Raw genomic sequence first — 15851 nt, 5'->3', positions numbered from 1 at the left:
GATTCCTTTACAGGAACCGAGCTATCGCACAGCAGGATACCGGCAATAGCGAAGGGGCCGCCGTCGCCCCGCGGCCCACGGCCCATCCCCATCTACGGCGCTCACCGCGCGCGGTTGCGGCGCCGACCACAGATTCGACCGGAAGCGCGAAGGGCGCCGCAGGCGCCGACGAGGCGCACGTCGCATCACCAGGCTGGAGGCGAAGCTGCCGCAGACACACGCACATCTCGCCGCTCGGTAGGACGGTGTACAGCGTCCACGCGAGGTCCACACACGTCGTCAGACGTCCGGGAAGGACGAGGCGCGGTCACCGACGGACGAACACGTGGTGAGCGCCCTGCGCGTCGGTAAACCAAGCCGGATCGCCGCGCGAAGGAGCAGCACGGCCCAGGCCCCGCAATCGAGGCTTGACATTTTGAGTCGGCTTGGATTTTCTTCCCTCGGGAAAACTTTGACGTGCAACTTTTTATCCGGACGTCGCCGCGCCTCGCCCGCGCCGGCGCGCGTCCGTCTGTAAGCCTGGAAGCATGGATCTATTCCAAGTCTCGGCAGCGCTGCTCTCGCTCGCTGCGATCTTCAGCTTCTTCAACCATCGGCTCCTCAAGCTGCCGACCACGATCGGGTTGATGCTGATCGCGATGGCGACGTCCCTCGTCATGGTGGCCATCGGAGAGCTGTTTCCGGAGGTGGAAGCCGAGGCGAAGGAGCACCTCCATGGCATCGACTTCAACAAGACGTTGATGCAGGGGATGCTCGGTTTTCTCCTGTTTGCCGCCGCGTTGCACGTCAACCTGGCCGATCTGAAGAAGCAGCGGGTCGTCATCGGCGTCCTGGCCACCGGGGGTGTGCTCATGTCCACCGTGCTGGTGGGCGGCATGACCTACGCCCTGATGACGCTGATGGGCGTGCACATCCGGCCTGTCTACTGCTTGCTCTTCGGCGCGCTCATCTCCCCCACCGATCCCATCGCGGTGCTCGGGGTCCTCAAGCACGTGGGGGCGCCCAAGGAGCTCGAGATGAAGATAGCCGGAGAGTCGCTCTTCAACGACGGCGTGGCGGTCGTGGCGTTCATCGGGCTCCTGGAGATCGCGTCGGGGACGTCGGGCCTCGATCTGCAGCGGCTCTCGCTGCTGTTCGTCCAGGAGGCGATCGGCGGCGTGCTGTACGGCCTCGCGCTCGGCTTCGTGACGCTCGCCATGCTCCGGCAGGTCGACGACTACAAGGTAGAGGTCTTGCTCTCGCTGGCGGCCGCGGCGGGCGGCTATGCCCTGGCGTACGCGATCCATGTCTCCGGCCCCATCGCCATGGTGGTGGCCGGGCTCTTCATCGGGAACGAGGCGCGCGCCGGCGCCATGAGCGAGAAGACCCGCGAGCACCTGGACGACTTCTGGGAGCTGATGGACGAGATCCTGAACGCTGTGCTGTTCGTCTTGATCGGCCTCGAGCTCCTGATCGTCGCCTTCGACGCCCAGTCGCTGCTCGCAGGGCTCCTCGCGTTTCCGGTCGTGCTGCTCGCGCGGTTCATCGCGGTCGCGCTGCCGGTGAGCCTCATGAAGAGGCGCAGGGTCTTCACCCCGGGGGCGATCCGCATCCTCACCTGGGGCGGCCTGCGCGGCGGCGTCTCGGTGGCCCTCGCGCTCTCCATCCCCGGAAAGCTCGCGGACGGCACGCTCGTTCCGGAGCGCGAGATGGTGCTGACCATCACCTATGTCGTGGTGGTCGTCTCCATCGTGGTGCAGGGCCTGACCATCGGCCCCTTGCTGCGCCGGACGCTCGCCGCCGCCGCCGTCGAGCCGGAGGAGCCGCTCCCCGTGGAAGCCGCCTGAACGACCTGGAGAAGCGGCGTTCTCCCGAGATCCTCGCCTGTCGCGGCGCCGCTCGCCCGCGACGGCGCTCAGCGGTGCACGGCGTTGATGATGCCGTCGAAGAACTCGGTGCAACCGACGTTGTCGAGCATGCGGTTCCAGCCGAGCTCGTCGAAGGGCTGCGGCAGCCCGTGGTTGGTCAGGAGGACGCCGATGATCTCGAGATCCGGATCGACCCACATGAACGTGCCGGCGCCGCCCGCCTTGCCGAAGGCGCGCGGCGACAGGCGCATGCCGCCGTTCGAGAAGCGCCGCGTCCGCATCTCCCACCCGAGGCCCTTCGGGGCGAGGAGCAGGTTGTTGATGGGCGATGTATCGGTCTCCGCCTCCGTCACGTAAGGCGTGTTGTTCTTCTTCATCTGCCGGACCAGATCGGGCCGCAGGACCTCGGCGCCGCCGTAGGCGCCGCCGTTCAAGATCATCTGGCAGAAGACGGCGACATCGAGCGCGGTGGTGAACACGCCGTCACAGCCGGCGATGCCGCCCAGCGCGAAGTCCTGCTCGTCCTGCACCTGCCCCCGCACTAGGCAGCCCCGGCGGGCGGAGTACCCCGTGGCCGCGACGCGCTCGACGAGCTCCGGGGGCGGGTTGTACATCGTGTCGCTCATGCCGAGAGGACGCCAGACGCACTCTCTCGCGATGGCGTCGAGATCTTCCCCCGCGGCGGCCTCCATCATGCGGCCGAGGAGGCGGTAGGTGAGATCGCTGTACAGGGCCGATCTGCCCGTCGCGTATTCGAGCGGCGTCTCGGCCATGATGCACCAGGCCGTCTCGACGTCCTCATCCAAGCACTGGTTGTCCAGCGGCAGACCGGACGAGTAACGGAGCATGTCGTAGACGGTGACGGCGCCCTTTCCGTTGGCGGCGAAGTCCGGCAGGTACCTGGCGACCGGCGCGTCCAGCCGAATCACGCGCTCGTGCACGAGCGCGAGGGCCGCCGCCGCCGTCGAGAGCACCTTGCTCATCGACTGGACGTCGAAGATCGTGTCGAGCGTCACCGGCTCGTCGGCGCCGGCGACCTTGCTGCCGAAGGCCCGGTGACCCACGATGACCCCGCGCCGCGCGACCAGCGCCGTGGCGCCGGGAAACAGGGCGTCGTTCACGCGGCGCTGGATCCGCGCGAAGACGTCCTCCAGCCGCTCCGAGCTCATGCTCACGTCCTCGGGCCGCCCCGTCGTGAGCGTCGTCGAGCAGGCGCCTCTCCATGGGTCCGAACCGAGCGCAGGCGCCGCGGCGGCCACCGAGGCGATCTGGGTCATCCCTTGCAAGAACATCCTGCGGTTGACCGCTCGTCGTTGATCGATCATGGCTCTTCCCAACCTTGCTTTCATCAAGAACGAATCCTTCCACGGCGTTTGCCCCCCCGGAGGGCCGGAGGCGCATTCAGCGTGGGCGTCTGGCGTGAAGGCTCGCAATTTGTACGCCAGCGTGACCTGCCGTCTCCCCTTCGAGCTGCACCGCCAAAAAGAGCTGCTACCTGGCCGCTGGTTTCAGCCGAGAGGTCCGGCGCGTCCCCTTCAATGGAGTTGGCACGACTGGAATGGAAGCGCAATCGATTGCGGGATGACGCAAGCAGATGACATCCTGGACGACCGCGGACGACCGCGGACGAATGAACGCGCTGCTCCCGAGTTCCCGAGTTCCCGAGTTCCCGAGGGGCCACGGGCCCTCGTGGCCTGACGTCTCCCCCGCTGCCTCTCCCGTCGTCTCTCCCCCCATCACTCGCGCTCTCGCGCGCCAGCGGACGATACCGTGAGGGTCCCGCTCAAGGCCGAGCTCGGCGGACAGCGTCCGACGGCGCTGCGGTCGACGCGGCTCGCCCTGATCGGCCGTCACGCTGCAGCCGGCGCGTCGAGCCGATCATCGGACGCCTGGACCGTTGCGACACCGACCGCTCACCGCTGGTATCGATCCTGCCTGTCGATCGACAGCGCAGCGCAGGCGCTTTCGAGCGCAGCCGCGCCCCGGAGAGGTGTGTAACGCCCAGCACGCCAGAGCCATGCAGACAGCGACCGAATACCTCGCGGAGGCCGTGCTGGACGAAGGACCAGATTTCGCGCTCTACCGGGCGCGCGAGCCGGCGGGGCGGAGCGTCCTCGTCAAGGCCCTGAAGGTCGCTCACCCCTCGACGGCCGAGTACGAGGCGCTGCGGCGCGAGCTGGAGGCGACCCGGCTGGTCGGCTGCGACGTGGCCATGGAGGCGGCGCGGATCTGCACGTTCCATGGTCAGCCCGCGCTCGTGCTCCACGACGACGGAGCGACGCCGCTCGCCCGCCTCATGGGCACCCCCATGGATCTCGGCCGGTTCCTGGGGCTCTCCATCGGCATCGCCGGGGCGCTGGCGACGATCCACGGGCGGCAGATCGTCCACCTCGGCCTCACCCCGCACCGCGTGATGCTCCTGCCCGGCGACGACATCAAGCTGACCGGGTTCAGCCCCTGGTCGCTCTCGCCGGGCCGGTGTAGCCCCCGATCGGCCCGTCCGTCCCCCTGCACCTGGCCGTACCTGTCGCTCGAGCAGGGCGGGCGCCTCGGCGTGGCGATCGATCACCGGTCGGACCTCTACTCCCTCGGGGTGATCCTGTTCGAGCTCCTCACCGGACGGCTGCCGTTCTCCGCGAACGATCTGCTGGGATGGCTCTACTGCCACGCCGCGGTCGTCCCCCCGTCGCCGCTCGTGTCCGTGCCCGGGCTGCCCTCGACCGTCGGCGAGCTCGTCCTGAAGCTGCTCGCGAAGCTCCCCGAGGACAGGTACCAGAGCGCCGCCGGCCTCCAGCACGATCTCGTCCGGTGCCGGGAGGCGCTCCGGACAGAGGGGCGGATCGCGCCGTTCCAGCCGGGCCTCGCCGACGTGCCGCCGCCTCTCCGGCTGGCCCCCGGGCTCTACGGCCGCGCCGGCGAGGTCGCGCGGCTGGAGAGCGCGGCGGCGCGCGTCGGGCGCGATGGCCGGACGGAGCTCGTCCTGATCTCGGGCCCGCCGGGCGTGGGCAAGACGCGCCTGGTCCATCACCTGGGCGAGTCCGTCCGCGCGCCCGCGGCGCGCTTCACCGGCAGCAGGTGCGAGGCGGCCCCGCGCCACGCCCCGTGCGAGGCGCTCCTCGCGGCGCTGGACGGCGCGCTCGTCCAGGCCCTCGAAGAGGGCGAGGCGTCGCACGCGGAGCTGCAGCGCGGCCTCGCGGCGACGCTGGGCGCGAACGCGCCGCTGCTGGCCGGCATGCTCCCGGCGCTCGCCCGGATCCTCGGCCAGCGGAGCCCGCCGCCCGAGATCCCGCCCCCCGAGGCCGAGGCGCGGTTCCAGCTGGCGCTCAGCCAGCTCCTCGGCGCGCTCGCGCGGCCGGGGAAGCCGCTCATCGTCTTCCTCGACGACCTCCAGTGGACAGACGCCGAGACGCTGAAGGTCGTCGAGCGCTGGGCGACCGACCCCGGCGTCCGCGACACGCTGATCCTCGGCGCGTACCGGAGCAACGAGGTCCCCGATGCCCACGCGGTGCGCCGGATGATCCGCCGGCTCCGCGAGCAGGGCGTCGCCGTGACCGAGATCGCGATCGCGCCCCTGTCCGCCGACGCCGTGACCTCGTGGGTGGCCGACTCGCTGCGCGCCCCCCGGGAGGAGGTCGCCCCGCTCGCGGCGAGCCTCCACGAGAAGACAGGGGGAAATCCGCTGTTCATCGCGCAGCTCGCGGGCACGCTGCACCAGGAAGGGCTGATCCGCTTCTCGACCACCGCCCGAGCGTTCCGGTGGGATCTCGAGAAGATCCGGGCGAAGCGGTGCTCGGACGATGTCGCCGAGATCATCGCCGCGAACCTCCGCAGCCTCGACGCGGGCACGCAGGACGCTTTGCGGCGGTTCGCCGTGTTCGGCGACGCCGCGGATCTGACGACCCTGGCGCTCCTCCTCGGCTGCCCGGAAGACGCCGTCATCGAGCGCCTGCAGGCGGCCTTCGCGCTGCGGCTCATCGTCCGGATCGACCGCGAGATCCGCTTCCTGCACGACCGCATCCATCAGGTCGCGTACGAGCTCACCCCCGCCGAGCAGCGGCCCGAGGCGCACCTCGCCGCCGCGCGCGCCCTGCTCGACGGCCTCCCGCCCGAGCGCCTCGAGGCCCAGCTCTTCGAGATCGTGCGCCAGATCACCCGCGCCGCGCCGCGGATCACGTCCCCGGAGGAGCGGACGCGGGCCGCCGAGCTCAACCTGCGCGCGGGCCGGAAGGCCCAGGCCGCGACCCACCACGCCGCGGCCATCGGGTTCTTCCTGCTGGGCGCCGAGCTGCTCGCGGGCGCGCGCCGCCTCCCCGCGCGCGACGGGCTCGCGTTCGAGCTCGACTTCGCGCTGGCCCAGTGCCGGTTCGCGACCGGCGAGCTCGCGGCCGCGGAGCGCCTCTGCGCGTCGCTGTGCGAGCGCGCCCCCGGGCGGTGCGTGGCCGCGACCGTGTACGCCCTGCTCGCCGAGATCCAGGTCGCGCAAGGCGCGATGGACGCCGCCGTCGAGAGCTGCGTCGCGGGCTTCGGCAACTGCGGGCTCCCCCTGCCGCGCCACCCGGAGGCCGCCGCGGTGGACGCCGCCGTCGCGGCGGTCCTGGGTCGCCTCGAGGGCGGCGCCCTCGCCATCGCCGCCCTCGCGGACCTGCCGCCCATGACCGACCCGCGCGCCCGGGCCGTCTGCGATCTCGCCGCCACGCTGTACCAGCCCGCTTACCACGCGAGCTGGGACGTCATGGCGGCCGCCGCCAGCGCCGCGGTGGAGCTCTCGCTGACGCACGGGAACACGAGCAGCTCCGCGGCCGCCTACGCGACCTTCGGGCTCGTCCTCGCCGAGCGGCGCGGGCGCCCCGCGGACGCGTTCGCCTTCGGCGAGGCGGGCTATCGGCTCGCCCAGCGCGAGGAGCACTCGCCCTACAGGCCCAGGGCGAGCTTCACGTTCATCGTCTTGCTCGGGTACCTGCAGATGCCTGTCCGACGCTGTCTGGAGCTCGCGCGGCGCGAGCTGGACGCGGCGCTCTCCGCCGGCAACTACCCCTTCTCGTGCTACTTCGGCCACCAGATCATCGCGTTTCAGCTGTTCGTCGGCGACTCCCTCGACGACGTCGCCGAGGAGGCTTCGCGGCGCCTCGCGCTCGCCGAGCGCACCTGCGGGCCGGTGGACCAGGACATCTTCCGCGATCAGCTGCGGCTGCTCGCGCGGCTGCGCGACCCATCCGCGCGCGGCCGCCCTCCGGAGCGCTCCGCGGAGGAGCTCGCGCGGAGGGCGCCGATCAGGGCCTTCTATGGCCATCTCCTCGACCTGCAGGCGCGCGTGCTCCTCGGCGATCTGGGCGAGGCCGCCGGAGCGGCGGAGCGCGCGGGCGCCTTGCTGCGCGCCGCGCGCCGCTTCCTCGGGGCCGCCCAGCATCACTTCTACGCCGCGCTCGCGCGCTCCGCCGGCCACGCTCGCGCGCCCCCGCCGGGCTGCCTCGAGGCCGTGCGCGCGCACCTCGCCCACCTGGCGGCGCTGGCGGACGCGTCCCCGGAGAACTTCGCACACCAGGCGGCCCTGGTCTCGGCCGAGCTCGCGCGCCTCTCGGGCGATGAGCTCGCCGCGGAGCGCGCGTACGAGCAGGCCCTCAAGGGCGCCCGCGCGGGCGGGTTCGTCGAGGTCGAGGGGCTCGCCAGCGAGCTCTGCGCGCGCTTCTACGAGCAGCGCGGGCTCGACACGGCGGCGAGCGCCTACCTCGCGCGCGCCCGCGACAGCTACGAGGCCTGGGGCGCGCGGGCGAAGGTCTGCGCCCTGCTCCAGCAGCACCCCGAGCTCGCGCGGCGGCCCGCGTCCGGGGGTGGCGACGTCAAATACCTGGATATGCTCGGCATTCTGAAGGCCTCGCAGGAGATCTCGAGCGCGCTGGTCCTGCCCCAGCTGCACGCCCGGCTCCTGCTCGTGGCCATGGAGCACGCGGGCGCGCAGCGCGGCTGCCTGCTCCTCTCGTCGCCGGAGGGCCTCGTCCTGGCGGAGGCGAGCGGCGACGGAGAGCGGGCCTTCGGCCCCACCGGCCACCTCGCGGCGCCGTCGCAGGTGCCCCTGTCGCTCTGCACGGCCGTCGTCCGCAGCCGCAAGCCCATCGCGATCGCCGACGCGGCCGCGCCCCACCGGTTCGCCATGGATCCCTATTTCGGCGAGGCGTCGTGCCGCCGGCGCTCGGCCCTCGGCGTGCCCATCGTGCGCCAGGACGAGGCGGTGGGCCTGCTCTATCTGGAGAACAACCTGGTCCCGGGCGCCTTCTCCACGGCGGAGCTGGGCGTCCTCGATGTCCTCGCGTCGCAGGCGGCCATCTCGCTCGAGAACGCGCGCCTCTACGGCGAGCTCCAGCAGGAGAACGCGCAGCGCCGGCGCGCGGAGGCGTCCCTGCACGACAGCAGCTCGCTCCTGCAGGGCATCCTCGACAACACGCCCGCCGTCGTGTTCGTCAAGGCCCCGGACGGGCGATACCTGCTCATCAACCGCCGTTACGAGGACGTCGTGCACGTGACCCGCGAGGACATCCTCGGCAAGACCGACCACGAGCTGTTCCCGACCGAGATCGCCGACGCGGTGCGCGCCAACGATCTCGCCGCGCTGCGGGAGGACCACCCCATCGAGAGGGACGAGTACGTCGCGGCCCCCGACGGCATCCACACGTTCCTCTCGCTCAAGTTCCCGCTGCGCCATCCGGACGGGACGTCGTACGCGGTGTGCGGGATCGCGACGGACGTCACCGAGCGCAAGCGCGCCGAGGAGATGCTGCGCCACTCGCACGCGCTGCTCGAGGCCACGCTCGACTCGACGGCGGACGGCATCCTGGTCGTCGACGACGCGGGCCGCCCCGTGCGGCACAACCGCAGGTTCAGGGAGATGTGGGGGATCCCCGAGCAGGTGCTCCTCTCGCAGGACGACCGCCTGGCGCTCTGCCTCGATCAGCTCGCGGACTCCGAGCAGCTCCTCCAGCAAGCGAGGAGGACGAGGAGCGTCGACGACCCCCGCGAGGCGAGCGGCGTCGACACCCTGATGTTCGACGACGGAAGGGTCTTCGAGCGCTACTCCCAGCCTCAGCGCGTGAGCGGGCGCATCGTCGGGCGGGTCTGGAGCTTCCGCGACGTGACAACGCGCGTGCAGGCCGAGCAGCAGCGGGACCGCCTGCTCGCGGACGAGCAGCGGGCGCGCGCCCGCGCTGAGGAGGCCGTCCGCGCGCGGGACGAGTTCCTCTCCGTCGCCTCGCACGAGCTCCGGACGCCGCTGACCAGCCTGCAGCTCGCCGTCCACTCGATGGAGAAGAAGCTCTCGCGCGGCGCGGAGGGCATCGAGCGGGCGCGCGCGTCGGTCGATCTCTCGCTGCGGCAGATCAAGCGCCTCGTCGCACTCGTCGACATGCTCCTCGACGTCTCCCGCATCCACGCGGGGCGCCTGGAGCTCGACCCGATCGAGATCGATCTCCGCGCGATCGTGGGAGAGGTCACGACGTACCTGGACGACCAGCTCGCGCGGGCGGGCTGCGCGCTCGACGTGCGCGCCGCCGGGCCGGTCGTCGGCCGCTGGGACGCGCAGCGCATCGAGCAGGTCGTGACCAACCTGCTGAGCAACGCGATCAAGTTCGGCGGGGGCAAGCCGCTAGAGCTCACCATCGCGTCGGACGGAGAGACCGCCCGGCTCTCGGTCACCGATCATGGCATCGGCATCCCCGCCGACGTCCGAGAGCAGGTCTTCGAGCGGTATCGCCGGGGCGTCTCGTCGCGCCATTACGGCGGGCTCGGGCTGGGCCTCTACATCACACGCACCATCGTCGAGGCGCACGGAGGGCGGGTGAGCGTCGCGAGCGAGATCGGCGAGGGCTCTACCTTCTCCGTCGAGCTGCCGCTCTCGCGCGACGTCAACCCGCCCGCGAGCGCCCGGGAGCCGCGGCGGCGGCGGCGGCAGCGGATGGAGTAGCGACGAGCGCGTTGACAGCGAGCGCGCCGGCGCTACCCTGGGCATACCGGTCAGGAACAGGATCCGTCATTCCACCGACCGACGAGTCATGACGGGCCGCGCTCGCGCCTGGCGACGATGGACCTGAGAGAGTCCCTGATCCCACATGGGGTCTCGGGTGATGAGGTCGCGCCATGCGAAAGGCGGAGATTGAGGCCCTGGTGCGCGCGCACCGGGGCCGTGCCCGTCCCGTCGCGTTCTTTCATGTGCTCCGTCAGCCGTCGCTGGAGCCAGACGATCATGCCTTCCTGTCCGAGCACATCGACGAGCTCGGGACATCCGATCTCCTGCGCTGGCGGGCGCGCTGCGAGAGCGGCTTCAGCGGGCCGGTGATCCGGCAGCTCGCGCGGCTCGCGATCCAGGATCCCGCGCACTTCCAGCACGAGGTGCTGGGCGTGCCGCGCCTCGTGCTCGACGAGGAGGAGTGGATCGAGCTCTCGGATCTCGTGCGCGGCAAGGTCCCGGCGGGGATCTACGAGCGCGTGCTCGAGCGTTGCCGGCGCGAGCCTGTCCAGTGGCCCTCGGAGTACATCCTCGCGCCCAAGGTCCACAAGGGGCTGCCGCCGCTGCTCGACGGGGACGAGCTCGACGGCCTGAACGGCGAGCGCCCCGCGCTGCGCGATCTGCCGGTCCCGAAGATCCTCGCGGCGAGGCGGGCCGGGGCGCTCTCGCTCGACGACGACGCGCTGGCCGCGCTGGCGATGGAGCGCGCGCGCGGCTCGGACGAGGACTGGAGCGTCGATATCCTCCATTTTCCCCCGGCGCTCCGGGACGCGATCCTCGAGAAGGCGCGCCGGACGCCGCGGGGCGCGGAGCGGGCGAACCTGCTCGGCTGGCTCGAGGCGCACGGCGTGGCGCGGGCCGCGCTGATGGACATCGCGCTCGGCGCGATCCGGGCGGGGGACGACGCGTATGCCGTGCTCTCCTGGCTCGCGCGCCAGCTGACGACGCGGGCGGCGTGGGACAGACACGGCCTGGAGACGCTCTCCACGCTGATGTCGGCGCGCGCCTTCTCCGAGATAGGCGAGCTCGTGACCCTCGCGTGGAGCGAGGCCAGCCACGGCGGCAAGGAGGTCTCTCGCGGCTTCCTGGAGGCGATCCAGGTCGCCTTCGCGCTGGTGCTGCTCGGGATGGCGCGGGAGGCGCTCGCGGCGGGCCGCGAGGCGGGCGCGACGGCGGCGCTGTCGGCGCTCGCGTGCCTCGACCCGCCGTCGCGGGTGAGCCGCGCTGTGCACGAGCTCCGGCGGGTCCCGGGCGCGAGCCCGGACGTGGTGGAGCTCATCGCCGTGAACGAGCGGCTGGTGAAGCACAGCGACGCGCGCGACGCCTCCCTGGAGGGCTTCGTGGCGGCCCTCCACGCGATCGCCGACGCGTCTTCGTGACCGCCGCCGGCGCGGCGCCGCGCGCGGCGGCAGCGGCGGCGCGTCCGCTCGCCGCCGGCCGCGCGTGACGTAGCGCCGGGGAGCAGACAGCGCGGCGCCGCGCGACGTGCTGGGCGCGCGGCGCAGGACGCCGGGACGCGTGGGGGAGCGGCCAGCGCCTCGCCTCCCGGCGCGGGATCGACCACGGACGCCGCTTCCAGCGCGGGCACCGGTGGCCGCCTTCGTTTCCATTGCGCTGGACGACCGCAGCCATCGCTTCCAATGCGATGGCCTCCGGCCGATTTCAATTTCAATGCGGGGACCGGCCTTGCCTCCCCCTCGAACGTCGACTCTGGAGGAGCACGCCGATGGCGTTCATCAACTATGCGAGCCGGGAGATCTACTGCAAGATCGTCTATTACGGACCAGGCCTCTGCGGCAAGACGACGAACCTTCAATACGTGTACGACCGGACGGTGCCGGCCGCCAAGGGGCGGCTCATCTCGCTCAAGACCGAGAGCGATCGCACGCTGTTCTTCGACTTCCTTCCGCTCGATCTCGGGGGCCTGTCGGGCTTCCGGACGCGCCTTCAGCTCTACACGGTGCCGGGCCAGATCTTCTACAGGGCGAGCCGGAAGCTCATCCTGAAGGGGCTGGATGGCGTCGTGTTCGTGGCGGACTCTCAGCGCGCCCGGGTCGACGCGAACGTCGAGTCGATGGCCGATCTGTGGGACAACCTCGCCGAGGAGGGCCGCTCGCCCGGGCGGCTGCCGTTCGTCGTCCAGTACAACAAGCGGGATCTCGAGGGGATCGCCGACGTCGCGGAGCTCCGGGAGCTCCTCAACCCGGGCGGAGCGCCCGAGTTCGAGGCCGCCGCGGCGAGCGGGCGCGGCGTGTTCGATACCCTGAGGGCGATCTCGAAGCTCGCGCTCAAGGAGGTGCAGCGCCGCCAGCGGTAGGGCCTCCGCGGGCGCCGATCGGTTGCGGCTCGCGCGCGCCGGGCTCACCCTGCCGGAGGGAGGACACGCCATGACACAGAGACTCGCCTACCACGTCATGCCGGACCCCGACGGCTGGGGCTGGGTGGTCGCGGCCGAGGGCTACGTCACCCGCTCGCTCCCGTACGGCACGGTGCAGGAAGCGATCGAGTCCACAGAGGACCTCGTCCGCCGGCACCCGGGGAGCACGCTCGTCATCGACGAGCAGCCGCCGCGGCTCACGCCGATCGAGATAGAGCACCGGCTCGCGGCGTGACCGCGGCCAGATGGGTCGCCTCATCGAGGCGATGAACCGGGCCGTCGCGCTGCTCGCCGCCGCGGGGCTGCACCCGAGCCCGATCCCTTGAGCGAGCCCTGCCCAGCTTGAGCAAGCCCTCGCGCAACGCGCCCGCGGACGCCCGCAGGCCGCGCAGCGCGAGCCTCGATCTCCCGCCCTTTTCCCCGGTGCACCGCCCCCCGAGGGGCCGGGCACATCGATTGCGATGAGCCCGGCACGCTCGCCCGAACGCCCCGCCCCGGGGACGGCTCGGGCAGGGCCAACTCGAGGGAACGACCATGAACAGGGTAGAGACGAAGTCGCTTTTTCTTTGTATCGCCGCCGTGCTGGCCGGGTGCAGGGCCGACGCGATCGAGGAGCCCGCGGGCCCGGAGATCGCCGAGGCGCAAGAGGCGCTGTACGGAGACCTGAACACGAGCTCGTGCACGCTCGCGCAGCGCGACGTGCTCGTGGAGGCCCACCAGGCCGGCCGGCAGATCGCGATGACCAAGGAGTTCGACGCCTGCCTGCGGTACCGGATGATGGAGTGGTACAAGCCCTGTTACCAGGGCAGCGACGACCCGTTCGCGAACGAGCCGAGGAGCACCCAGCACACCAAGGTCCGCAACGTCATGCGCAGCGGCAACATGGCCGACGTGACCGCCACGTGCGCCGACCTGACCGACGCCCTCGGCCACGCGCAGTACGACGGGTACGGCGACTCCCATGAGCGGATGGAGATCGACAGGGGTTACCTCGACGGAGTCGCCGCCGCCGGGATGAGCGACTTCGAGCGCGCCGGCGTCGCGGGCGTCATCTGGCACGAGGCGATGCACCAGCAGGACTATCGACATGACAGCTGCGGTTATCCTGAAGGCGAGTACGACCAAGGGCTCCACAGCGTCCCCCACATGGCCAATCGCTGCATGCTTTCGGCCGGCATCCTCGGCCGGGCGATCGTCTTCACGGAGGACGACCGCGCCCAGGAGCTCGGGATCGGCCGCCATCGAGCGAGCTTCGGTCACCTCGGCGGCGTGGGCGACAACAGCATCACGCGCGTGCGCCTGCCGCCCGCGAGCCGGATGCGCTACTGCATCGACGAGGGCGTGAGCGGGACAGGCGGGAGCTGCGCGACGATCGAGAACCCGACCATCGAGTACGGGGCCGCGCACAGCGTGCCTGCCGCCTACAGGAACGCGATCTCGTTCGTCGAGATCGAGCCGATGGTGCTGCTCTTCAGCCAGCAGGATTACCGGGGCAGCGTGTCGGCCTTCGGCTACGGGGAGCACCGCGCCAACACCGGGAGTTTTTCCGGGGTCGGCAACGACCAGACGCGCTCCATCTACGTCCCGCCGGGCGCGCGCGTGCGCGTGTGCACCGACGAGGGCGGGACGAGCGGGCACGGCGTCGGGACCTGTCGGTTCTACGATGAGCCGACGCCCACGACCGTGCTCGCGAGCACCTCGTACGCGGAGGTCGTGCGCGTGGTGACGGCCTTCACGGAGAAGGATCTCTATGGCACCCGCGCGAGCTTCGGGGCCGGCCGCTGGGCCGGCGCGGCGCTCAACGCGATCGGCGACAACCGGATCGTGTCGCTCGTCGTGCCTCCGACCCTCACGGCGCGCGTGTGCAGCGACGCCGGCAGCGGCAACACCGGCGCGGGCGCGTGCCAGAGCCACACGCGCACCACGTTCGACCTCGGGGCCGGCCTGGCGAGCGCGGTGTCGTTCCTGGAGGTCACCCCTCCGCAGCTGGGCACATCGACGCTCAGCGTGGTCCGCGCGGCGGGCAGCGGCGCGGGCCGCGTGGTGAGCACGCCGCTGAACCTCGATTGCACCTCGAGCTGCTCTGCTGCGTTCCCGACGCGCAGCGAGGTGATGCTCCTGGCCTCGTCGACGGGGCACGACGTGGTGTTCACCGGGTGCGACAGCGTCCTGGGCAACGGCTGCTTCGTGACGATGTCGGCGGCGAAGACCGTGACCGTGAACTTCGTACGGAACAACTCGGATGCGTGTTACGACTCGTGCATGGATCTGTGCCACGAGGACGGCCGACTCACGCCGAGCCAGTGCGCGCAGTCGTGCAACGCCGAATGCCTGTAGCCTCGCTGGCAAGGTAGGTTTCGCGGATACCGCCTGCACCAGGCCCCCGCGGAACGATCACCATTTTTATCAAAAGAAGAGATTGAACAGGGAGGCGGGGAGACGGGGAGGTTCATGGGATTTTACTCCCCCTCTCCCCGCCTCCCCGTGAATATTTCCGAGATTGGAGAGGATGCTTCAGGTCGATGCCGCGAGCCCGACAGGCGCGCCGGTCCCGTCACTTCCGGTACTGCGCGAGCGTCAGGCCGGCGTCCTCGGTGCCGTCGGCCACCAGGCCCGCCATGACCCGGGCGCCGGTCTCGTTGAAATGGGTGCCGTCGACCGAGCCGTCCGCCCGGACGAGGAAGAAGTCCTCGCCCGCCGCCACGCACCCGATCGAGTTCAGGTGGGCGAGCGTCTTCGCGTTGAGATCGATGACGGCCACGTCCAGCTCGTCTCCGAGCTCGCGCATCGCCTGCGAATGGGCGGCCAGGCCGTTGCCGAATTCGTGGCTGTCCCCGGAGCACGATCGCCGCGGGGGCGGGGTGACCAGCACCGGCGTCGCGGCGCGCGCCTGCGCGCCCGTGATGTACTGCTCGAGGTACGATTTGAAGTCCGTCGCGGGGTCCAGGTAATAGGGAATGGTCTTGCCGTCGAGCTCGTACGTCGCGGTCTTGTTGCTGTCGTTCGTGCCGAACTGCACGAGGAAGTAGTCTCCGCTCTGGATGTCCTCGAGGACGTCGTCGAGGCGGCCCTCGTCGATGTACCGGCGCGCGGTCCGGCCGCCGATGGCCCGGTTGTCGACGCGCACCCGCTCGTCGAAGAACTCCCCCAGCATCTGGCCCCAGCCCGCCTGGTGAAGGGCGCTGTTCACGTAGGTCTGAACGGTCGAGTCGCCGGCGATGTACACCGTGACGTCCGGCAGCTCGGCGCTCCCACCGCCGCCTTCCGAGCCGCCTGCAGCGCTCGTCGTCCCTCCGGCCGCGCCGCCACCGCCCCCCTCTCCCGCGCCGCCCACCCCCGCGGCGCTGGAGCCGGAAGCGCTGCTCGCACCGCCCGCACCGCTGCTGGCGCTTGTGCTTGCGCCGGCGCTGGTGCTGCTGCCGCCGCCGCTGCCCGTGGTCTGCGCGGCGGGGTGATCGTCGGGGTCTCCCGAGCTGCAACCCCCAGACGCGAGGCCGATACCGGCGACGAAAGAATGAAGCACGATGGTCATGAAGATAGGCCGAATTCGCATGACGAGCTCCTGCAGGAAAACAGTGCACGACGAGCACGCGTCGGGTGCGTGCCCGGAGGGACGTACGTGGCCAGCGGGGGT

General features: G+C 71.1%; 8 protein-coding genes. 6 read left to right on the top strand and 2 right to left on the bottom strand.

What is annotated here, in order from left to right:
* Positions 1-527 precede the first annotated feature (527 nt).
* The gene (locus WME97_RS07885) at positions 528-1826 is read left to right on the top strand and encodes a cation:proton antiporter (protein ID WP_437550797.1); all 1299 of its coding nucleotides are present in this window, start codon (positions 528-530) and stop codon (positions 1824-1826) included.
* A gap of 68 nt (positions 1827-1894) precedes the next feature.
* Here the strand turns inward: WME97_RS07885 and WME97_RS07880 are convergent, their stop codons facing one another.
* A complete protein-coding gene (locus WME97_RS07880; RefSeq protein WP_437550795.1) occupies positions 1895-3172 on the bottom strand; it encodes a serine hydrolase domain-containing protein in 1278 nt (425 codons plus the stop codon).
* A gap of 692 nt (positions 3173-3864) precedes the next feature.
* Here WME97_RS07880 and WME97_RS07875 point away from each other — a divergent pair.
* The 5 genes from WME97_RS07875 (at position 3865) to WME97_RS07855 (ending at position 14554) form a co-directional block, all read left to right on the top strand.
* A complete protein-coding gene (locus WME97_RS07875) occupies positions 3865-9798 on the top strand; it encodes an ATP-binding protein (protein WP_437550793.1) in 5934 nt (1977 codons plus the stop codon).
* Positions 9799-9971: 173 nt separating this feature from the next.
* A complete protein-coding gene (locus WME97_RS07870) occupies positions 9972-11219 on the top strand; it encodes a hypothetical protein (RefSeq protein WP_437550791.1) in 1248 nt (415 codons plus the stop codon).
* A gap of 347 nt (positions 11220-11566) precedes the next feature.
* On the top strand, positions 11567-12157 hold the full coding sequence (locus tag WME97_RS07865; protein WP_437550789.1) for a GTP-binding protein: 591 nt from the start codon (positions 11567-11569) through the stop codon (positions 12155-12157).
* Positions 12158-12227: 70 nt separating this feature from the next.
* Complete coding sequence (locus WME97_RS07860; RefSeq protein WP_437550787.1) at positions 12228-12452, top strand: DUF2188 domain-containing protein; 225 nt, start codon at positions 12228-12230, stop codon at positions 12450-12452.
* Between the two features lie 299 nt (positions 12453-12751).
* Positions 12752-14554, top strand: coding sequence for a hypothetical protein (locus WME97_RS07855; RefSeq protein ID WP_437550785.1), 1803 nt, complete (start codon positions 12752-12754; stop codon positions 14552-14554).
* Positions 14555-14771: 217 nt separating this feature from the next.
* On the opposite strand, the gene WME97_RS07850 is transcribed toward WME97_RS07855, so the two are convergent.
* Positions 14772-15770 carry a rhamnogalacturonan acetylesterase gene (locus WME97_RS07850; RefSeq protein ID WP_437550783.1) on the bottom strand — a complete coding sequence of 333 codons (999 nt, stop codon included), beginning with the start codon at positions 15768-15770 and terminating at the stop codon, positions 14772-14774.
* Positions 15771-15851 lie beyond the last annotated feature (81 nt).

The sequence above is a fragment of the Sorangium sp. So ce367 genome, from assembly GCF_051520455.1.
Lineage (GTDB): Bacteria > Myxococcota_A > Polyangia > Polyangiales > Polyangiaceae > Sorangium > Sorangium cellulosum_B.
The sequence above is the reverse complement of the archived record's forward strand: the minus strand, read 5'-3'. Positions and strand labels throughout refer to the sequence as shown.